The organism is Thauera sp. WH-2, from assembly GCF_048321015.1.
Classification (GTDB): domain Bacteria; phylum Pseudomonadota; class Gammaproteobacteria; order Burkholderiales; family Rhodocyclaceae; genus Thauera.
In genome coordinates this window covers 122,740-140,989 of the sequence record NZ_JBLWFG010000004.1, presented here as the reverse complement: position 1 = coordinate 140,989, position 18,250 = coordinate 122,740, and the positions used below count along the sequence as shown (strand labels likewise).

Annotated in this window: 16 protein-coding genes and 1 tRNA gene; 10 read left to right on the top strand and 7 right to left on the bottom strand. The window is 65.6% G+C overall.

Annotation, left to right across the window (positions count from 1 at the left end):
• Window positions 1-240: 240 nt before the first annotated feature.
• The 5 genes from argJ (at window position 241) to ACNKW1_RS08780 (ending at window position 7,734) form a co-directional block, all read left to right on the top strand.
• The gene (gene argJ / locus ACNKW1_RS08800) at window positions 241-1,479 is read left to right on the top strand and encodes a bifunctional glutamate N-acetyltransferase/amino-acid acetyltransferase ArgJ (protein ID WP_418364206.1); all 1,239 of its coding nucleotides are present in this window, start codon (window positions 241-243) and stop codon (window positions 1,477-1,479) included.
• A 201-nt stretch (window positions 1,480-1,680) separates the two neighbouring features.
• Window positions 1,681-3,741, top strand: coding sequence for a TonB-dependent receptor plug domain-containing protein (locus tag ACNKW1_RS08795; protein WP_418364205.1), 2,061 nt, complete (start codon window positions 1,681-1,683; stop codon window positions 3,739-3,741).
• A 5-nt stretch (window positions 3,742-3,746) separates the two neighbouring features.
• Window positions 3,747-4,715 carry an ABC transporter substrate-binding protein gene (locus ACNKW1_RS08790; protein WP_418364204.1) on the top strand — a complete coding sequence of 323 codons (969 nt, stop codon included), beginning with the start codon at window positions 3,747-3,749 and terminating at the stop codon, window positions 4,713-4,715.
• A complete protein-coding gene (locus tag ACNKW1_RS08785; RefSeq protein ID WP_418364203.1) occupies window positions 4,712-6,019 on the top strand; it encodes a diguanylate cyclase in 1,308 nt (435 codons plus the stop codon). The genes ACNKW1_RS08790 and ACNKW1_RS08785 overlap by 4 nt, the downstream gene beginning before the upstream one ends.
• A gap of 44 nt (window positions 6,020-6,063) precedes the next feature.
• On the top strand, window positions 6,064-7,734 hold the full coding sequence (locus ACNKW1_RS08780; RefSeq protein WP_418364202.1) for a TonB-dependent receptor plug domain-containing protein: 1,671 nt from the start codon (window positions 6,064-6,066) through the stop codon (window positions 7,732-7,734).
• Window positions 7,735-7,753: 19 nt separating this feature from the next.
• On the opposite strand, the gene apaG is transcribed toward ACNKW1_RS08780, so the two are convergent.
• Window positions 7,754-8,137, bottom strand: coding sequence for a Co2+/Mg2+ efflux protein ApaG (gene apaG, locus ACNKW1_RS08775; RefSeq protein ID WP_418364201.1), 384 nt, complete (start codon window positions 8,135-8,137; stop codon window positions 7,754-7,756).
• 68 nt (window positions 8,138-8,205) lie between these two features.
• On the opposite strand from apaG, the gene purB reads away from it, so the two are divergent.
• Window positions 8,206-9,582: an adenylosuccinate lyase gene (purB, locus tag ACNKW1_RS08770; RefSeq protein ID WP_418364200.1), complete on the top strand. Its 1,377-nt coding sequence runs from the start codon at window positions 8,206-8,208 to the stop codon at window positions 9,580-9,582.
• A 110-nt stretch (window positions 9,583-9,692) separates the two neighbouring features.
• On the top strand, window positions 9,693-10,010 hold the full coding sequence (locus tag ACNKW1_RS08765; protein ID WP_418364199.1) for a DUF2322 family protein: 318 nt from the start codon (window positions 9,693-9,695) through the stop codon (window positions 10,008-10,010).
• Between the two features lie 104 nt (window positions 10,011-10,114).
• Here ACNKW1_RS08765 and secF read toward each other — a convergent pair whose 3' ends face one another.
• From secF to queA, 5 genes are all read right to left on the bottom strand, one after another.
• Window positions 10,115-11,047: a protein translocase subunit SecF gene (gene secF / locus ACNKW1_RS08760; protein ID WP_418364198.1), complete on the bottom strand. Its 933-nt coding sequence runs from the start codon at window positions 11,045-11,047 to the stop codon at window positions 10,115-10,117.
• Between the two features lie 20 nt (window positions 11,048-11,067).
• Window positions 11,068-12,921: a protein translocase subunit SecD gene (secD, locus tag ACNKW1_RS08755; RefSeq protein WP_418364197.1), complete on the bottom strand. Its 1,854-nt coding sequence runs from the start codon at window positions 12,919-12,921 to the stop codon at window positions 11,068-11,070.
• A gap of 144 nt (window positions 12,922-13,065) precedes the next feature.
• Complete coding sequence (yajC, locus tag ACNKW1_RS08750; protein WP_418364196.1) at window positions 13,066-13,392, bottom strand: preprotein translocase subunit YajC; 327 nt, start codon at window positions 13,390-13,392, stop codon at window positions 13,066-13,068.
• 92 nt (window positions 13,393-13,484) lie between these two features.
• Window positions 13,485-14,597: a tRNA guanosine(34) transglycosylase Tgt gene (gene tgt, locus ACNKW1_RS08745; RefSeq protein WP_418364195.1), complete on the bottom strand. Its 1,113-nt coding sequence runs from the start codon at window positions 14,595-14,597 to the stop codon at window positions 13,485-13,487.
• Entirely contained in the window at window positions 14,587-15,651 is a 1,065-nt protein-coding gene (gene queA / locus ACNKW1_RS08740; RefSeq protein WP_418364194.1) for a tRNA preQ1(34) S-adenosylmethionine ribosyltransferase-isomerase QueA, read from the bottom strand. Before queA ends, tgt begins: the two co-directional genes overlap by 11 nt.
• Before the next feature lie 80 nt (window positions 15,652-15,731).
• On the opposite strand from queA, the gene ACNKW1_RS08735 reads away from it, so the two are divergent.
• Window positions 15,732-15,816: transfer RNA gene (locus tag ACNKW1_RS08735), tRNA-Leu, on the top strand.
• A 165-nt stretch (window positions 15,817-15,981) separates the two neighbouring features.
• Here the strand turns inward: ACNKW1_RS08735 and nhaR are convergent.
• Window positions 15,982-16,878 (bottom strand): transcriptional activator NhaR, encoded by an 897-nt coding sequence (gene nhaR / locus ACNKW1_RS08730; RefSeq protein WP_418364193.1) that lies wholly within the window; start codon window positions 16,876-16,878, stop codon window positions 15,982-15,984.
• Window positions 16,879-17,030: 152 nt separating this feature from the next.
• On the opposite strand from nhaR, the gene ACNKW1_RS08725 reads away from it, so the two are divergent.
• Together ACNKW1_RS08725 and ACNKW1_RS08720 are read left to right on the top strand one after the other, a co-directional pair.
• Window positions 17,031-17,369 (top strand): HPF/RaiA family ribosome-associated protein, encoded by a 339-nt coding sequence (locus ACNKW1_RS08725; RefSeq protein ID WP_418364192.1) that lies wholly within the window; start codon window positions 17,031-17,033, stop codon window positions 17,367-17,369.
• A gap of 99 nt (window positions 17,370-17,468) precedes the next feature.
• Window positions 17,469-18,134, top strand: coding sequence for a Bax inhibitor-1/YccA family protein (locus ACNKW1_RS08720; RefSeq protein ID WP_418364191.1), 666 nt, complete (start codon window positions 17,469-17,471; stop codon window positions 18,132-18,134).
• The last annotated feature ends 116 nt before the right edge of the window (window positions 18,135-18,250 follow it).

Here is an 18,250-nt window from a genome sequence, read left to right as displayed (position 1 = left end):
TCATGCGCACGTATTTCGGGTCGACGTTTTTCGGCGCGCTGCCCGCATGAAAGCGGTCATCCGGCGTTGTAGGCATGCCTGTCGCATCGGCTTGCCGGCCTGGCCGAGGGGGCGGAGGGGGGCGTGCGGCGTTTCCGCCGCTTGCGCCAAACCCTTTCCGGTAGCCTGAATCCGCTATCATTCGGCGACTCGACGCCGCCGGCCTTCCCGCTGCCGGTGTGTGCACTTCCGGAGATCCGCATGGCCGTCAATCTGAACACCCCGAACCCCGCCGATCTGCTGCCCGTTGGGGGCGTCCGCCTTGGTGTTGCCGAGGCGGGCATCCGCAAGGCCAACCGCCGCGATCTCACGGTCATCGCGCTGGAAGAAGGGAGCCGCGCCGCGGGCGTGTTCACCACGAACCGCTTCTGTGCCGCGCCCGTTCAGGTGTGCAAGGCGCACCTTGCGGGCGGCGCGATCCGCGCGCTGGTGATCAACACGGGGGTGGCCAATGCCGGTACCGGCGAGCCGGGCCTGGCCAACGCGAATGCCACCTGTGCCGCGCTGGCGCAGGAGATGGGTATCGAGGCTGGCCAAGTGCTGCCGTTCTCGACCGGGGTGATCCTTGAGCCGCTGCCCATGGACCGCCTGGTCGCGGGTCTGCCGAGGGCGATGGCCGACCTGCGCGCCGAGGGCTGGTTCGACGCTGCGCATGCGATCATGACTACCGACACGCTGGCCAAGGCAGTGTCGAAGCAGGTGCAGATCGGCGGCTGCACGGTCACGCTCACGGGTATCAGCAAGGGTGCGGGCATGATCAAGCCGAACATGGCGACCATGCTCGGCTTTCTCGCCTGCGACGCGGCAGTGTCCCAGACGCTGCTCGAGGGCTTGGTCAAGGAAGCGGCCGACCTGTCCTTCAACAGCATCACCGTGGATGGTGACACCTCGACCAACGACTCCTTCGTGCTCATCGCCACCGGTGCTGCGGGCAATGCCGAGATCACCGACGCAGCGAGTGCCGACTACAAGGTGCTGCGCGATGCGGTGGTCGAGGTCTCGATCGCGCTTGCTCAGGCCATCGTGCGCGACGGTGAGGGGGCGACCAAGTTCATGACCATTGCCGTGGAGGGGGGCAAGGATCGGGAGGAGTGCCGCAAGGTCGCCTACGCAGTGGGACATTCGCCCCTGGTCAAGACCGCCTTCTTCGCTTCCGACCCCAACCTTGGACGCATCCTCGCTGCAATTGGCTATGCGGGTATCGATGATCTCGACGTGTCAAAGCTGCGCGTGTGGCTTGGCTGTCCTGAGGAGTCCGTGCTCGTGGCCGAGCACGGCGGGCGGGCGGCGAGCTATGTCGAGGCGGCCGGCGCACGGATCATGCAGCACGCCGAACTCACGGTGCGCATCGATCTTGCGCGCGGCGATGCCGCGGCGACCGTCTGGACCTGCGATTTTTCGTACGATTACGTGAAGATCAACGCGGATTACCGCAGCTGATCCGCAATAAGGCGTTGCCGTTCCGGCCAGCGAGGGCGTGACGTGCTTCACTGACCGAGCCGGATGCCCCGCTGCAGTGTTTCCGTTCCGGGCACAATCCGGCTCGTGGAGCGCGGAGGCGTCAGGGGACGGAGCGTGGGTAAACCGAGCCTGCAGAGAGAGCGAGGCATGAAGAGATTGTATTCGGGGGGCAGGCGTGGCATGCACAGGACCGTCGCGGCTTTGCTCGCGTCGTCCTGCCTGCTCGCGCCGGCGGTCAGGGCGAGCGGCCCCTTTTTCGACGAGATCCCGCTCGTGCTGACGGCGTCGCGACTTGCGCAGTCGCCGCTGGATGCGCCAGCGCCTGTCACGATCATCGATCGCGAGATGATCGCAGCCTCGGGTTTTACCGAGATCCACGATCTTTTGCGTCTGGCACCTGGTTTTCTGGTCGCCGATATCGCCGACTCGCAGCCTTCGGTCGCGCGTCATGGGCTCGGCGATGCTTACGATCGCCGGATCAAGGTCATGATCGACGGGCGCACCATCAACAGCCCGCTGTGGGGCGACACCCGGTGGGACAGCCTGCCTTTGCGCGTCGACGATATCGAGCGCATCGAGGTCGTGCGTGGGCCGAACGGCGCTGCCTATGGGGTGAATGCCTACCAGGGGGTGATCAACCTCATCACCCGTGCGCCAGCGACGGAGGCGGGCAAGACGGTGATCCTGCGCGCCGGCAAGGACCGCTTCTACGACTACGGGGTTCGCATCAACGGCGCGGCTGAGGGCGCTCTCGACTGGAGGCTCTCGGCTTCGCGCCGCTCGGCGGTCAATTTCGAATCCCATTTCGAGAATCTGCCCACGTTCAAGCGCTGGCACGGGGCGGAAAGGCTGACGCGTAATGTGGCGAACTTCAATGCGGCGCTGCAGATGACGCCGCAGGACAGCCTCGCGCTACAGCTGGGCTTCAGCGAGGGGCCGAGCTGGCGCGGATCGCCCGACTACGATGACTTCCCCGAGCATGTCGAACGCGACCGTTCCCTGTATCTGCAGGCCGGTTGGGAGCGCGCGATTGGCATCGACTCCCTGCTGAGTGTGCAGTTCTATCATCAGAACGAGCGTTCCCGGGGCAACTGGCCGGTGCGCCAGGTCGACGCGGCGGGCGTGCCGCACACTTTCGGCACAGACCGTGACAGCGAGGTGCAACGCAACGACCTCGAGCTGCAATACAGCACGCGCCTGTCCGCATCCCTGACCGGCATGCTCGGCCTGGGCCTGCGCTCGGAGCGTGCGCGATCGCTGGGGCTCTTCGGTACGAGCGACTGGCTCGACGCGACCCATGGGCAGATCTTCGGCAGCGTGGAGTGGAGGCCCATCGAGGCCCTACGGCTGAATCTTGGCGGGACCTTCGAGGATCATCACTACAACGGCGGCTTGTTCTCCCCGCGGTTTGCGGCCAATTACATGCTGGACCAGACGTCTGCGCTGCGGGTGTCGGCCGGCACGGCGTATCGGGCCCCGAGTCTGATGGAGTCGCGTGCGTTCCAGACATACCGTGAAGGGGACCTGATCCGCCGGATCCTGTTCCGGAGCCTGGGGCCACTCGAGGCGGAGCGCATGCGCTTCGTCGACCTGGGCTACATGGCGCAGCTCCCCTCCCTGGGGCTGACGCTGGATGCACGGGTCTTCCGCGAGCACTACGAGCGCTTCATCGATGACCGGAGCTGCAGGACCTACCCGCAGGGCTTCGATCTCGGCACGCTGCCGGACGACTACCAGCTTGCGGCCTGCAAGGCCGAGTCTCCGTCCAATTTCCAGCCGTTTGCGCTCGGCCAGAAGGCCTTCTACTTTTTCAACGGCAACGATTTCCGCATGACCGGTGCCGAGTTCACCGTAGACTGGCGGCGGCCGGGGTGGGGGCGCGTGATTCTGTCGCAAGCCTTCGTCCGCATCGACAAGGGTGCGCCCTACACCGACCAGGACATCCCGAACAGCGCACCGCATGCGACCACATCGCTGCTGCTGATCAAGGAGTTGCCCGACCGCTGGCGGGCCAGCGCCGGCTATTACCACAACGGTGAGTATTACTGGATGAACGGTGGCGACTACATTCCGCGCACAGACCGCTTCGATCTAAAGCTCGCCAAGCGTTTCGGTCCGCCGGGCAGCGAAAACGAGTTTTCGATCACCGCGCTCAGCGTGAAGGGTTCGTATCCGGACTTCCATGGCGGGAAGTTCCGCCACCAGCCTCGGCTGTTCGCCTCCCTGCAGATCGGATGGTGATGTCCATGCACGGAATGACCGGTGGCATGCGATGCTGGGCCCGGGCGCTGCGCCCGATGGCCTTCGTCGCTGCGCTGGTCGTGCTCGTGCTCGCAGCCCCTGTGGCGCGGGCGGTGGAGGTTGCGCTGCTGCTGTCCGAGAACAGTGGCCCCGAGCAGCAGTTCGCCGATGCCTTTCGTGCAGCCTTGAAGCCGGGCGCCCATCGTGTCGTTCATGCGGGTGCAGTGCGTGAGGGGATGAAGGTGGATGCGCTCTCGTCGGCCGGTCTGGTGCTGACTACCGGGGCGCTTGCGGCGGAGATTGCGCTGCGGGATACCGATCGACCGGTGCTGATGGTGCTGGTGGGCATCCGTGAGGTGCAGCGGCTGCAGGCCGCCTACCCCGCGCGCAGCGTGGGTGCGGTCGTGCTGGACCAGCCGCCCGAACGCCATATGCGCTTGATCCGCGCGATCCTGCCCGAGGAGGCAAGAATCGGTGTGCTGATGGGGCCCGAGAGCCGTTTTCAGGAGCAGGAGATCCTGCGTGCGGCCGAGGGTACGGGCTTCGTGGTCGAGTTGGCCAATGTTGCGGACCCGAAGGAACTGGTCGGGGCGCTGCAGGCGGTGCTCGACAAGGCCGGGGCACTGCTGCCACTCCCGGACGGGCTGGTGTCGAGTCCGGGCGCGGCCCGTACGATCCTGCTGACTAGCTACCGCTATCGGCGGCCGATCTTTGCCTTTTCGTCCGCCTATGTGAGCGCAGGCGCCCTGGCTGCGGTGTTCAGTTCTGCTGAGCACATCGCGAGCGACATCGCGGATCTGCTTGGGTCCGAGTCGGTGCGGGCGGGGGATGTCGCGCCCCTGTTGTCCGTGCTGCGCTTTCCCGAGCGCTTCGACGTGGCCGTGAATCGTACCGTAGCGCGTGCGCTCGGGATCGTCGTTCCGGAAGAGGACGTGCTGCGTGAACGCGTGGCGGGCGGGGAGGGCACGCGATGAACTGGCTGCGCAGCTTTTCACTCGGACGCAGGATGATTCTGGTGCTGCTCATGCCCAGCGTGCTGTTCGCGCTCGTGCTGGGTGGCTTGTTCCTCCACCAGAGCAGCCGCGATCTTGATGAGGCGACCCTGGCACGTGGGCGCGCGATCGTCAGCTTCCTTGGTCCTGCGGCGGAGTATGTGCTGGTCTCGGGCAATCCGATGGTGCTGGAGGGCTTGATGGCGCGGGCGCTGGAACAGCCCGATGTGTCGGCTGTCGCGTTCTATGACGCCGAGGGGGCCTTGCTCGGCGTTGCCGGTCGCGGGCTGGCAACATTGCCTGAAGCAGCTCGCGCGGCGAACGGCGACGAGGTCGTGGTCGAGGTGAACAAGGGGCATCTGAGCTTTGCCGCCGCAGTGCTGAGCCTTGCACCGGAGGTCGAGGATTACCCTGCGCCTGGCGGAGCCGCGCCCGCGGAGCGTCTCGGCTGGGTGCAGGTGGATCTGGATACCAGTGTCCGTGACGCCGCCAAGCGGCGGCTGTTCCTGGTCGTGGGCGCGGTGGCTGCGCTGGCGCTGCTCAGTGCGATGTTCATGGCGCTGCGCCTGGCGCGCTCGGTCGCCAACCCGGTGGAAGCCTTGGTGCGCGCGGTCCGCCGCATGGCCGCGGGCGATCTGAAAACGCGCGTTCCAGCACAGTCGGGGAGTGGAGAATTGCGTGCGCTCGAGTCCGGGTTCAACGCGATGGCGGAGTCGATCGCCGAGAGCCAGCGCACACTGCAGGCGCGTATCGATGAGGCGACCGCACTGCTGGCGCATCAGGCCCGCCACGACCCCTTGACTGGCTTGCCCAACCGGCGCGCGTTCGAGGAGTCGATCGAGCAGGCGGTGACCACGCACCGCCGCGCGGGTGATCAGGTGACCTTGCTGTACATCGACCTGGATCACTTCAAGCCGGTGAACGACACCTGCGGTCACGCCGCGGGCGACCGGCTGCTGTGTGAGCTGGCAGGACTGCTGCGCATGCGCCTGCGGGTCGGCGACCAGGTCTTCCGTATCGGCGGCGACGAGTTTGCGGTGATCCTGCGTGGCTGTGCGCGGGACGATGCCCTCGTGATCGCCACTTCACTGTGCGAGACCGTGGGTGGGCATGACTTCGTGTGCGATGACCAACACTTCATGGTTGGAGCGAGCGTGGGGCTTGCACGCATGGAGGAGGGGCTGGATGACGCATCGATGCTGATGCAGGCGGCCGACCACGCTTGTTATGCCGCGAAACACGCCGGTCGTGGGCGAGTCGTCGAGTATGGACAGCATCGGGTCTGAACCATCGGGGTGCCGGCGGGAGCTCGCCGCTCTTTCGCGGCGGCATGAACTGGGAGCTGGTGCCGGTTGCGCTCGATGACATCGAGCGCATCGAGGTGGTACGGGGCTCGAACACCACCTCGTACGGCACCAATGCCTTCCTCGGCGTGATCAATATCGTCACCGTGGCGCCCGCCTTTGTGCAGGGCTGGTCGGTGGCCACCCGCCAGGGGAGTGGTGGTGTGCGCGATTACAGTGTGCGCGGTGGCGGTGCCCTTGGAGAAAGCGGTCTTTTCCGGTTGAGCGTCGAGGAGCGCGCGGACGACGGCCTGGACTACCGGGCCGTTGCGCCGGCCGATCGCGACTGGCGTGATCAGAACCGCTCCCGCTTGTTCGATTTCAGGGCTGAGTTCCAGCTTGCTGCGCGCAGCTTGCTGGAGCTGCAGTTCGGCCGTGTCGAAGCACGCCACCTTGTTGGGCGGCTCGCGATCAACGACGACGGCACCGCCATCGGGCCCCGTGCGTCCGACCCGCTGCGGCCCTCGGATCAGGCATCGACCTGGGTGCAGGCACGCTGGTTGCAAACCTTGTCCGAGACTGCAGACCTTTCGCTGCGCTACACCCATCACGTGGATCGCCTCGATGCGGGTTTCGCGGTCGAGGGTCGGCCGGAGCTGGGGCGTCTAAACCCGAGCGGGGGGCGTGGCGTACGCCATGAACTGGAGGCGCTCCATACCTTTCTGCCCGCCGACTCGCTGCGCATGGTATGGGGCGGGGGCTGGCGGCATGATGCGCTCGAGTCGTCGACCATGCTCCATGGCATCGGCCGTGTCAGCCGTGATGTCGGCCGTCTGTTCGCCAACATGGAGTGGAAGCCGCGCGACTGGCTCACCGGCAACGTCGGCCTGTCCCATGAGTACGATTCGCTCGCGGGCGAACACCTCGCGCGGCGGGCCAGCGCGAGCTTCCACTTCGACGGGCAGAACACGGTCCGTCTGGGCTACGTGCGAGCCTGGCGCACGCCGGGCACGCTCGATTACACGGCCAACCAGATCGACCGACGCGGGCAGATCGAGTGGGCGGGCAACCCAGCGCTACCGGCCGAAGGGCTCGACAGCTGGGAGCTCGGCTACCTCGGAGACTGGTCCGCGGCGCGCATGAGCCTGGACGTGCGTGTCTTCCGGGAGCGCTTGAGCGACCGCCAGATCCACCGCATCAGGACGACTGCGACCGGCCCGGATACGGTGCAGGCTGTTCATGATCTGGAAATTCGTGGCCAGGAACTGCAATGGAAATGGCAGCCGGTCGACGCCACACGGATCGTGGTCGGGCATGCCCATGTCGACATCGACGCCGGGTTCAGCGCGGTCGGGCGTGCGCTCAACGCCACGACCGGAAGCAACTTCGCCGGTCCGGCGCGGGCCGCCCTCTATTTCGCCTTGTCCGAACAGTCTGCGCCGCGGCGGGCCACTTCGCTACTCTGGATGCAGCGTCTGCCGCTGGGGCTGGACCTTTCGGTGGCGCGGTACTGGGTGCACGACATCAAATGGACCCGTAACACCGAAACCGACAGCTACAACCGCACCGACCTGCGCCTCGCCTATCCGATCAAAGGAATTGCCAGCGGCGGCGAGATCGCCTACACGGTGCAGTCGCTCAACGGCGCACACGCCGAAGAGCGCATGGAGCGCATCGTCGGTCGCCAGCACTGGTTGTCCCTGCGGCTGGATTTCTGACGCACATCTCCCGGCGCGCTCAGTGCAGGGCGCGGGGCATCGCCAGTGTGAAAGGGGGAATTTCCGCTTCGAAACGGTCGGTGCCGTCCCCGAGCATGTGGTAGCGCCCCTGCATGGTGCCGACCGGGGTTTCGAGCACGCAACCGCTCGTGTAGCGGAAGCTCTGCCCTGGCGCGAGCGTGGGTTGCTCACCGATCACCCCTTGGCCGTGTACTTCCTGGACCTTGCCATTGCCGTCGGTGATCACCCAGTGACGGGCGATCAATTGGGCTGGGGCCGTGCCGGTGTTGCGGATCGTCACGTGATAGGCGAACACGTAATGGTTGTCCTCCGGGCGGGACTGTTCGGTGACGTATTCCGCGACGGCAGTGACTTCGATCCGGTAGTGCTCCTGGGTACTCATGGTTTTTTGTTCTCTGGTGCGGGGAGGGGAGGCGTTAAAATATCAGCTTTTTCCCGGAAGCCCACGCCATGTCCAATGCCGTTCCGTCCCCGCTGACCGCCCTGTCCCCGCTCGATGGCCGCTACCACGGCAAGGTCGCCGGCCTGCGCGACCATTTTTCCGAGCATGGCCTGATCCGCAATCGCGTCAAGGTCGAGGTCGAATGGCTGAAGGCGCTCGCGGCCGAGCCCGCGCTGGCGGAGATTGCGCCCTTTTCGGCGGCAACGGTGGCCGAGCTCGACGCTGTGGTGGCGAGCTTCTCGACCGAAGACGGCGAGGCGGTGAAGGCCATCGAGGCCACCACCAACCACGACGTCAAGGCCATGGAATACTGGCTCAAGAAGCGCCTCGGCCACAACGCCGAGGTGATGAAGGTGTCCGAGTTCATCCACTTCGCTTGCACCTCGGAGGACATCAACAACACGTCGCACGCGCTGATGCTGGCCGAAGGCCGCGACCGCGTGCTGCTGCCGGCCCTCGATGCGGTGATTGCGCGCTTCCGCGAACTGGCGCACGCGCTCGCCGACCTGCCGATGCTGTCGCGCACCCACGGCCAGCCCGCCAGCCCGACCACGCTCGGCAAGGAGATGGCCAACATCGCCGCGCGCCTGATGCGCGCCCGCGCCGCCATTGCTGGCGTCGCGATGTGCGCCAAGTTCAACGGCGCGGTGGGCAACTACAACGCCCACCTGTCGGCCTGGCCGGAATTCGACTGGGAGGGCTTCAACCGTCGCTTCATCGAGTCGCTCGGGCTCACCTTCAACGAGTACACCATCCAGATCGAGCCGCACGATGCCATGGCCGAGTTGTTCGACGCGGTCGCGCGCGGCAACACCATGCTGATCGACGCCTGCCGCGACATCTGGATGTACATCTCGCTCGGCTACTTCAAGCAGAAGCTCAAGGAAGGCGAGGTCGGCTCCTCGACCATGCCACACAAGGTCAACCCGATCGATTTCGAGAACGCCGAGGGCAATTTCGGCCTCGCCAACGCAGTGCTCAAGCACTTCTCCGAGAAGCTGCCGATCTCGCGCATGCAGCGTGACCTCACCGACTCGACCGTGCTGCGCAACATGGGCGTGGGCTTCGGCCACACCGTGCTCGCGCTCGACAGCTGCCTGCGCGGCCTGGGCAAGCTCGAGGCCGAGCCCGCTCGCCTGGCGGCCGACCTGGACGAGTGCTGGGAGGTGCTCGCCGAACCGGTGCAGACCGTGATGCGCCGCTACGGCATCGAGAATCCCTACGAGCAGCTGAAGGCCATGACGCGCGGCAAGGGCATCACGCGCGAGGCACTGCACGACTTCATCCGCACGCTCGCCATCCCCGCCGAGGCTCGTGACCACTTGCTGGCGATGACGCCGGCGAGCTATGTCGGCAAGGCGGCCGAGTTGGCGCGGCGCATCTGATCCCTGTTTGACCGGGCCGACCCTTCAAACCGGCCCTTGCTGTGCAATCCGCGTTACAAACCATCCCGGCGCCACCCTCGAGGTGGCGCCGTCACGACAAGGAGCCCGCAATGGCCTTCGCCGACAACCTCAAGACCCTGCCCGGCATCTCCCACCTCGCTGCACTGAACCTGATCGATGCCGCCGACGCGGTCGTCGCCACCATCGAAAACAAGCCCGGCCAGGCCGGTTCGCTGGCGGTCTACAATCACCTTGCCCAGCTCTACGGCGCCATCAGTCCGGAAGCGGCCAGGAAGGGCCTGGAGCTCTACGCCGAGCACAGCGAGGACGCTCGCAGCAACCCCGGAAAGCATCCCAACATCGACCGTTTGATCGGCCTGATTGAGCGAGGAGAGACGCTCAGGGTGAAGCAGGTTTTTGCGATGTGAGATCTTGCGCGGCGCATGAGTGCTCAAGATTTCAGCGTGGATCGCTCCGCCCGGAAAGACAAAGGCGCCCGCAGGGCGCCTTTGTCTTTCCGAAGAGGGCGGCCTCAGACCACCGCCTCTTCCTTCTCCTTCTTCGGCTTGATGAACTGTTCGCGCGAAACGCCCAGCCACATCACCAGCGGGCTGGCGACGAAGATCGAAGAGTAGATGCCGAAGCAGATGCCGATGGTCAGGGCGAGCGCGAAGTAATACAGCGTTTCACCACCGAAGATCAGCATCGAAACCACCATCATCAGGGTGCTGCCGTGGGTGATCACGGTGCGCGAGATCATTGCCGTGATCGCGTGGTCGAGCACGGCCGGCGTGTCCATGTTGCGCTTCTTCTTGAAGGTTTCGCGTACGCGGTCGAACACCACCACCGACTCGTTCACCGAATAGCCCAGCACCGCCAGCACCGCCGCCAGCACTGGCAGCGAGAACTCCCACTGGAATGCGGCGAAGAAGCCGATGATGATGATCACGTCGTGCAGGTTGGCGATGATCGCCGACGCAGCGAAGCGCCACTCGAAGCGCGCGGCAAGATAGACCATGATGCCGATGATCACCAGCAACAGCGCCATTGCGCCGTCGGTTGCGAGTTCCTTGCCCACCTGCGGACCCACGAACTCCACGCGGCGCAGCTGCGCTTCGGGGCCTTCGACGGACTGCAGGGTGGCCATCACGCGCTCGGAGATGCGGCTGGTGTCCAGGTCCTCGCGGTTGGGCATGCGGATCAGGATCTCGCGCGCACTGCCGAAGTTCTGCACTTGCGCGTCGGGGTAGCCGTCGCGCGCGAGCGCCTGGCGGATGTCCTCGATGCGCGGCGGTTCGGCGTAGCCGATCTCGATCAGCGTGCCGCCGGTGAACTCGACCGAGAGGTTGAGGCCGCGCAGCACGATGAAGAACACCGCGAGCACGAAGGCGAGGGTGGAGACGATGTTGAACTTCAGCGCATGGCGCATGAAGGGGATGTCGGATCGCTGACGGAAAAATTCCATGATCTTTTCTTCCTTGCCCCTTAGTTGGCCGACTGGCCCAGGTGCAGCTTGGTTACCTTGCGCTGGCGGCCGTAGATGAAGTTGATCGCCATGCGCGACACCATGATGGCGCTGAACATCGAGGTCAGGATGCCGAGGCAGTGCACCACGGCGAAGCCGCGCACCGGGCCCGAGCCGAACACCAGCAGTGCCACGCCTGCGATCAGGGTGGTGATGTTGGCATCGAGAATGGTGTCGAAGGCGCGGTCGTAGCCCGCTGCGATGGCCGCCTGCGGGCTGGCGCCGTTGCGAAGCTCCTCTCGGATACGCTCGTTGATCAGCACGTTGGCGTCGATCGCCATGCCGAGCGTGAGCGCCATGGCCGCGATGCCCGGCAGCGTCAGCGTGGCCTGCAGCAGCGACAGCAGCGCCACCAGCAGCACCAGGTTGAAGGTGAGCGCAACCACCGAAACCAAACCGAACAGGGTGTAGTACACGATCATGAACACCGCGATTGCGAGGAAGCCCCAGATCACCGAGTTGGCGCCCTTGGTGATGTTCTCGGCGCCCAGGCTGGGACCGACGGTGCGTTCCTCGATGATCTCCATCGGTGCGGCCAGCGAACCGGCGCGCAGCAGCAGGGCGACGTCGTTGGCCTCCACGGTGGTCATGCGGCCGGAGATCTGCACGCGGCCGCCGCCGATTTCGCTGCGGATCACCGGTGCGGTTACGACCTCGCCCTTGCCCTTCTCGAACAGCAGGATGGCCATGCGCTTGCCGACGCTCTCGCGCGTGACGTCGCGGAAGATGCGCGCGCCGGCGGCGTCGAGGGTGAGGTGCACCGCGGGTTCGTTCGTCTGGCCGTCAAAACCGGGTTGCGCATCGGTAAGACGGTCACCAGTGAGCACGACCTGCTTCTGCACCAGCAGTGGCGAACCGCCGCGCTCGTTGTAGAGCTCGGTGCCGAAGGGCACGCTGCCAGCGAGCGCCTGCTCGATCGCGCCGGGGGTGTCATCCACCATGCGCACTTCCAGGGTTGCGGTGCGGCCCAGGATGTCCTTGGCCTTGGCGACGTCCTGCACCCCGGGGAGCTGCACCACGATGCGCTCGGCCCCCTGCTGCTGAATCACCGGCTCGGCGACGCCGAGTTCGTTGATGCGGTTGTGCAGGGTGGTGATGTTCTGCTTGATCGCGAACTCGCGCATGGTCTGCTGCGCCTGTGCGGTGAGCGTTGCGACGAGCTTGAAGTCGTCTGCGGCGTCGTCGCGGTCGGCGAGCTGGAGGTCGTTGGTCGAGTCCAGGATGGCGCGCCGGCCAGCTTCGCGCTGCGCAACATCGCGGAAACGGATCACGACCGTGTTGCCCTCACGGGTGATGCCCGCGTGGCGCACGCTCTTGTCGCGCATCAAGGTGCGCAGGTCGCCCGTGGTGGAGTCCAGACGCTTGGTAAGCGCGCCGGGCATGTCGACCTCGAGCAGGAAGTGCACCCCGCCGCGCAGATCGAGGCCGAGATACATCGGCAGGGCCTGGATCGAGGTGAGCCAGGTCGGTGAGGCCGACAACAGGTTCAGCGCGACGACGTAGGATGGGTCGGCAGGGTCGGGGTTGAAGGCCTGCTCGATGACGTCCTTTGCGCGGAGCTGCGTTTCGGTGTCGCGGAAGCGGGCACGCACGCTATTTGCGTCGGAGAAGATGCCGGTGTGCTCGATGCCCGCTGATTTCAGTGCATTGCCGACACGGTCGGTGGTGGTTGCGGGGTCGAGCCTGAGTGTGGCCTTGGCGCTGGACACCTGCACCGCCGGCACCTCGCCGTAGAAGTTGGGCAGGGTATAGAGCAGGCCCCAGATCAGCACGAGGCCGATCAGGATGTTCTTCCAGAGAGGGTAGCGATTCATCGTCGGCGGGAGAGTGGGTGGAGCGAGGCCCGGGGCGCTGCTGCGGCCTGTCTGGCCTGCTGTGTGCAGGCGGCGAAGGCGGCGGGCAGCTGCGGCGGACTGGCGACGCGCCGACGGCGGGACCGTCGGCTGTCGCCGCGGAGATTACAGCGCCTTCAGCGAGCCTTTGGGCAGCACGGTGGCGACGGCCTGTTTCTGCACGGCCACCACGGTGTTGGGGGCGACTTCGACCTGCACGAAACTGTCGCCCACCTCGACGATACGGCCAGCGATACCGCCGCCGGTCACGACCTCATCACCCTTGGAGAGCGCCTCGACCATGGCCTTGTGCTCTTTTGCGCGCTTCATCTGCGGGCGGATCATCAGGAACCACAGCACCACGAACATCAGGATCAGGGGCAGCAGGCCCATCAGGCCACCCGTAGGGTCGGCAGCGCCAGCGGCTTGGGCGTAGGCATTTGAAATCAGCACGTTGAAACTCCGGTTAGGCAGAAAAGCGTTGAAGTATAGCAGTAGCCGGGACGGTGCCCGGAATGGGTGAGACGGTGCAGGCGCGCAGGGGTTCAGGCGGTTCCGGTCGCTCGCTCGCTGCGGAAGCGCTGCACACAGGCTGCGAAGGTGCCGGCTGCGATGGCCTCGCGTAGCTCCGACGTCAGCGTCTGGTAGTAACGCAGGTTGTGCACCGTGTTGAGCATGCTGCCGAGGATCTCGCCGGTGCGGTGGAGGTGGTGCAGGTAGGCGCGGCTGAAGTTTCGGCAGGTATAGCAGTCGCAGGAGGGGTCCAGCGGCCGGGTGTCGGCCTTGTGCACCGCGTTCTTGATCTTGATGTCGCCGTAGCGGGTGAACAGCCAGCCGTTGCGCGCATTGCGGGTCGGCATCACGCAGTCGAACATGTCGATGCCGGCGGCGACGCCGTCGACGATGTCCTCGGGCGTACCCACGCCCATCAGGTAGCGCGGCTTGCCCTGCGGCAGGCGCGGCGCGGTGTGGGCGAGGATGCGCGCCATGTCTTCCTTGGGTTCGCCCACCGACAGGCCACCGATGGCGAAGCCGTGGAAGCCGATCTCCTCGAGCACGCCCTGCGATTCGTCACGCAGATCCTCGTACATGCCGCCCTGGACGATGCCGAACAGCGCGTTCCTGTTCTCCAGGCGATCGAACTCGTCGCGCGAGCGCTTGGCCCAGCGCTGTGACAGGCGCATCGACTTGGCGGCCTCGTCGCGGGTGGCGGGGTAGGGCGTGCATTCGTCGAAGATCATCACGATGTCCGAGTTCAGCACCGTCTGGATCTGCATCGAGATCTCGGGCGTCAGGAACAGCTTCGCGCCGTCGATCGGGCTGGCGAATTTGACGCCTTCTTCGGTGATCTTGCGCAGTGCCCCCAGGCTGAAGACCTGGAAGCCGCCCGAGTCGGTGAGGATGGGCTTGTCCCAGGCCATGAAGCGGTGCAGGCCTTCATGCGCGGCGATGATGTCGAGTCCCGGGCGCAGCCACAGGTGGAAGGTGTTGCCCAGGCAGATCTGCGCGCCGATGTCGGCGAGCATGGCCGGCGTCATCGCCTTGACCGTGCCGTAGGTGCCGACCGGCATGAAGACCGGGGTTTCGACGATGCCATGGGCAAGCGTCAGGCGGCCGCGGCGGGCGCCGCCGTCGGTGGTCAGGAGTTCAAATTGCATCGTTTTCGGATTCGTTGCGGCGGGTGATGAACATGGCGTCCCCGTAGCTGAAGAAGCGGTAGCGCTGCTTGACCGCGTGCGCGTAGGCGCGGCGCATGCTGTCGAGGCCAGCGAAGGCCGCGACGAGCATCAGCAGCGTGGACTTGGGCAGGTGGAAATTGGTCACGAGCGCATCGACCACCTGGAAGCGGAACCCGGGGAGGATGAAGATCTCCGTCTCCCCGCTGCCGGCTTCGATCGGGCCGTCCTGCGCCGCGGCTTCGAGCGCGCGCATGCTGGTGGTGCCGACTGCGATCACACGTCCGCCCGCTGCATGGGTGGTGGTGATAGCGTCAACGGTTTCCTGCGGAATCACGTAGCGCTCGCGGTGCATGCGGTGCTCGCCGAGGTCGTCCACGCGCACCGGCTGGAAGGTGCCGGCGCCCACGTGCAGGGTGAGCCAGGCGCACTTTGCACCACGTGCGGCGATACGTTCGAGCAATGCCTCGTCAAAATGCAGGCCGGCGGTGGGCGCGGCGACCGAACCCGGTTCGCGTGCATACACGGTCTGATAGCGGTTCTCGTCGGCTTCACCGGCGGCGCGCTGGATGTACGGCGGCAGCGGTAGCTTGCCGTGGCGCTCGAGCAGGTCGAAGAGGTTTTCCCCACGCGGGAAACTCAGGTGGAAGAACTCGCCCACACGGCCCAGCACCTCGACCTCGAAGGCGTCTGCCAGACGCAGTCGGCTGCCAGTCTTGGGTGACTTGCTCGCGCGCACCTGGGCGAGCGCCTCGTGCGGGCCGATCGCGCGCTCGATCAGCACCTCTATCTGGCCGCCGCTGTCCTTGACGCCGTGCAGACGGGCATGGATCACGCGGGTGTCGTTGAAGACCAGCAGGTCGCCGGGATGGATCAGGTCGGCCAGTTCGCCGAAGTTTGCGTCGGAGAGCGCGGGTGCAGCGCCGGTGTGGGGGTTCACCACCAGCAGCCGGCTCGCGCTGCGCTCGGGCAGCGGTGCCTGCGCGATCAGTTCGGTCGGCAGCGCATAGTCGAAATCGTTGAGCGTCAGGGGCATGATGTGGGAGGTCTGGCGTCTGGTTGGCGTACGGCCTGCTTGCCGCGCCGAGGATTGTTCGGAGATAATGCGCGACCCGTGCCGGGATGGCGGAATCGGTAGACGCAGCGGATTCAAAATCCGCCGCCGCAAGGTGTGTGGGTTCGAGTCCCACTCCCGGCACCAGCTTCAAGCGCTCTCATCGCTGCAGGCGGCTCTTGCGTGCACGGCTGGATCGTCGATCCAGTCCGAGCGCTGCGGCCGGCCCGCGATTCTGTAGCGTACGTAGCGGAAAATCAAATCTGCCGCCCGGGCCCAGCCGCGGGTTGCGGTCCCCCGCAGACGACGCATTCAGCCGAATTTTGTCTTCTCCCGCGCGGCATCGCTGATGGCGCGGACTGCCGGATGCGTCAGCCTGCGTTCGACCGAGATCGCGTAATAGGTTTCCGTCACGCCACTGGCGTCCCCCAGGAGTACCAAGCCACTCTGGCGGCACAACTGCTCGCCGACCAAGGATGCGCTGGGGAAGATACCTGCGCCGGCCTCCGCGAACGCGCGCATCAGCGCGCTGTCGTCGAATTCGCCCACGATGCGTGGATGCAGGCCGGCCGCTTCGATCCAGCGCAGGAGCGGGCCGCGCACGCTTGCTTCCACCCCCGGCAGCAGCAGGGGGGCGCCGTTGAGCTGTGCCGGGAAGTCGTCCTGCAGCGATGCTGCCAGTTCAGGCGCGGCATAGAAGCCGATGGTCGACTCGCCCAGCGCATGGCTGAACCCGCGTACGCCCATGTTCGGCGGCAGTGGGCTGTCCGCAAGCACCACGTCGAGCTTGTGGATCGCCAACTCACCGAGCAGCGCATCGAACTTGCCTTCCCTGCACACGATTCGCATGGGGTCGGGCAGGTCCAGGGACGGCGCGAGCAGCAGCCAGGCGATGGCCTTGGGGACGACGTCGGCGATCCCCACGCGGAAGGGTACGGTGCGCCCGGTGGCGCGGCTGCGCAGGGCTTCTTCCAGTTCGCTGCCAAGGCGGAAGATCTCTTCCGCATAGTCCAGCACCATGCGCCCGGTTTCGGTCAACTCCAGCCCCCGCCCCTGGCGCTTGAAAAGGTTGACGCCGAGGTCCGTTTCCAGACTGGCGATCTGGCCCGACAGAGTTTGTGGGGCGAGTCCGGAACGTTCTGCCGCGCGCACGATCCCACCCGCACGTGCCACGGCCCAGAAGTGGTGCAGCTGTTTGTAGTTGAGCATGGCAGTGTCCCCGGATGGCTGGCGTGGTCAATACTTCGAAAAAATCAGATGAACATTCTGTTGAACTGAGATTTTATCGAACAGTCTGAGCGGTAGTATCCATCGGAGCACAGGGCCCGATGGATCCGTGTGACAACAACAGGAGACTGAACATGCGTATCGACCTGCAATGCGATGGTGTTGAAGCCGCCCCCGGCCTGCGCGAATACGTGGCGCGTCGAATGAAATTCGCAGTCGGCCGTTTCCGCGACCACATCCAGTGGGCGCGCGTGAAAGTCGCCGACGTGAACGGTCCCAAGGGCGGCGTCGACAAGCGTTGCGTGGTACAACTGCGACTGCGCAACCTGCCCGACGTGGTGTTCGCCATCAACCAGCTCGACGTGCGCGCCGCGGTCGATGAAGCGGCCGACCGGGTCGCCCGCGTACTCGCGCAGCGCGTGCGCCGCCATCAGCGTCCCGATCGCACGGCCGGGGCCGTCATGCCGGCCTGAGTTTCGCCCCAGGCCATCGCCTGAACGACCGGGCAGTGCCACGTGTCGGGACCGGCCCCAAAACAATTCACACTCTCTTCCTTAGGAGGACATTCGATCATGGAAAACCGCATCACAGGCTTCGGCCGTGCCGAGGCTTCGGTCCTGCAGACCAACAAGGTCATCCGCAACACTTACATGCTGCTGTCGCTGACGCTCGCGTTCTCGGCGCTGACTGCCGGTGTGTCGATGGCGATGGGCGCGCCGCGCCTGGGCATCCTGATCACCCTGGCCGGTTACTTCGGCCTGCTGTTCGCCACGACCAAGTTCCGTAACAGCAGCCTCGGTGTCGTCTTCGTGTTCGCGCTGACCGGCTTCATGGGCTTCACGCTCGGCCCGATCATCTCTGCCTACCTGTCGCTGCCGAATGGCAGCAGCATCGTGATGCAAGCCATGGCCGGTACGGCGGCGATCTTCCTGGGCCTGTCCGCCTATGCGCTGACCACCAAGAAGGACTTCTCCTTCATGGGCGGCTTCCTGATGGTGGGTATCCTGGTGGCCTTCCTCGCTGGCCTGGGTGCGATCTTCTTCTCGATCCCGGCGCTCTCGCTGACCGTGTCTGCCGCCTTCGTGCTGCTGATGTCGGGGCTGATCCTGTATGAGACCAGCAACATCATCCATGGTGGTGAAACCAACTACATCATGGCAACCGTGTCGCTGTTCGTGTCGATCTTCAACCTCTTCACCAGCCTGCTGCACCTGCTGGGCTTCGCCAACAACGAGTGACCCCCTCCTCCCCGGTCACGATCGGGCCGAGGCGCACCGGGGCGGCTGCCGCAAGGCGCCGCCCCGGTGTTCTTTTGAGGTCTGCCTGCTTTTGCGCCGCAGCATGCAGTGCTCGC

What these genes read in the sequence shown, in the direction of transcription:
- secD (WP_418364197.1), bottom strand. Translation starts at nt 12,921, where the DNA reads ATGAATCGCTACCCTCTCTGGAAGAACATCCTGATCGGCCTCGTGCTG.
- ACNKW1_RS08790 (WP_418364204.1), top strand. Translation starts at nt 3,747, where the DNA reads ATGCACGGAATGACCGGTGGCATGCGATGCTGGGCCCGGGCGCTGCGC.
- argJ (WP_418364206.1), top strand. Translation starts at nt 241, where the DNA reads ATGGCCGTCAATCTGAACACCCCGAACCCCGCCGATCTGCTGCCCGTT.
- apaG (WP_418364201.1), bottom strand. Translation starts at nt 8,137, where the DNA reads ATGAGTACCCAGGAGCACTACCGGATCGAAGTCACTGCCGTCGCGGAA.
- ACNKW1_RS08725 (WP_418364192.1), top strand. Translation starts at nt 17,031, where the DNA reads ATGCGTATCGACCTGCAATGCGATGGTGTTGAAGCCGCCCCCGGCCTG.
- ACNKW1_RS08720 (WP_418364191.1), top strand. Translation starts at nt 17,469, where the DNA reads ATGGAAAACCGCATCACAGGCTTCGGCCGTGCCGAGGCTTCGGTCCTG.
- ACNKW1_RS08765 (WP_418364199.1), top strand. Translation starts at nt 9,693, where the DNA reads ATGGCCTTCGCCGACAACCTCAAGACCCTGCCCGGCATCTCCCACCTC.
- purB (WP_418364200.1), top strand. Translation starts at nt 8,206, where the DNA reads ATGTCCAATGCCGTTCCGTCCCCGCTGACCGCCCTGTCCCCGCTCGAT.
- ACNKW1_RS08780 (WP_418364202.1), top strand. Translation starts at nt 6,064, where the DNA reads ATGAACTGGGAGCTGGTGCCGGTTGCGCTCGATGACATCGAGCGCATC.
- ACNKW1_RS08795 (WP_418364205.1), top strand. Translation starts at nt 1,681, where the DNA reads ATGCACAGGACCGTCGCGGCTTTGCTCGCGTCGTCCTGCCTGCTCGCG.
- tgt (WP_418364195.1), bottom strand. Translation starts at nt 14,597, where the DNA reads ATGCAATTTGAACTCCTGACCACCGACGGCGGCGCCCGCCGCGGCCGC.
- ACNKW1_RS08785 (WP_418364203.1), top strand. Translation starts at nt 4,712, where the DNA reads ATGAACTGGCTGCGCAGCTTTTCACTCGGACGCAGGATGATTCTGGTG.
- secF (WP_418364198.1), bottom strand. Translation starts at nt 11,047, where the DNA reads ATGGAATTTTTCCGTCAGCGATCCGACATCCCCTTCATGCGCCATGCG.
- nhaR (WP_418364193.1), bottom strand. Translation starts at nt 16,878, where the DNA reads ATGCTCAACTACAAACAGCTGCACCACTTCTGGGCCGTGGCACGTGCG.
- queA (WP_418364194.1), bottom strand. Translation starts at nt 15,651, where the DNA reads ATGCCCCTGACGCTCAACGATTTCGACTATGCGCTGCCGACCGAACTG.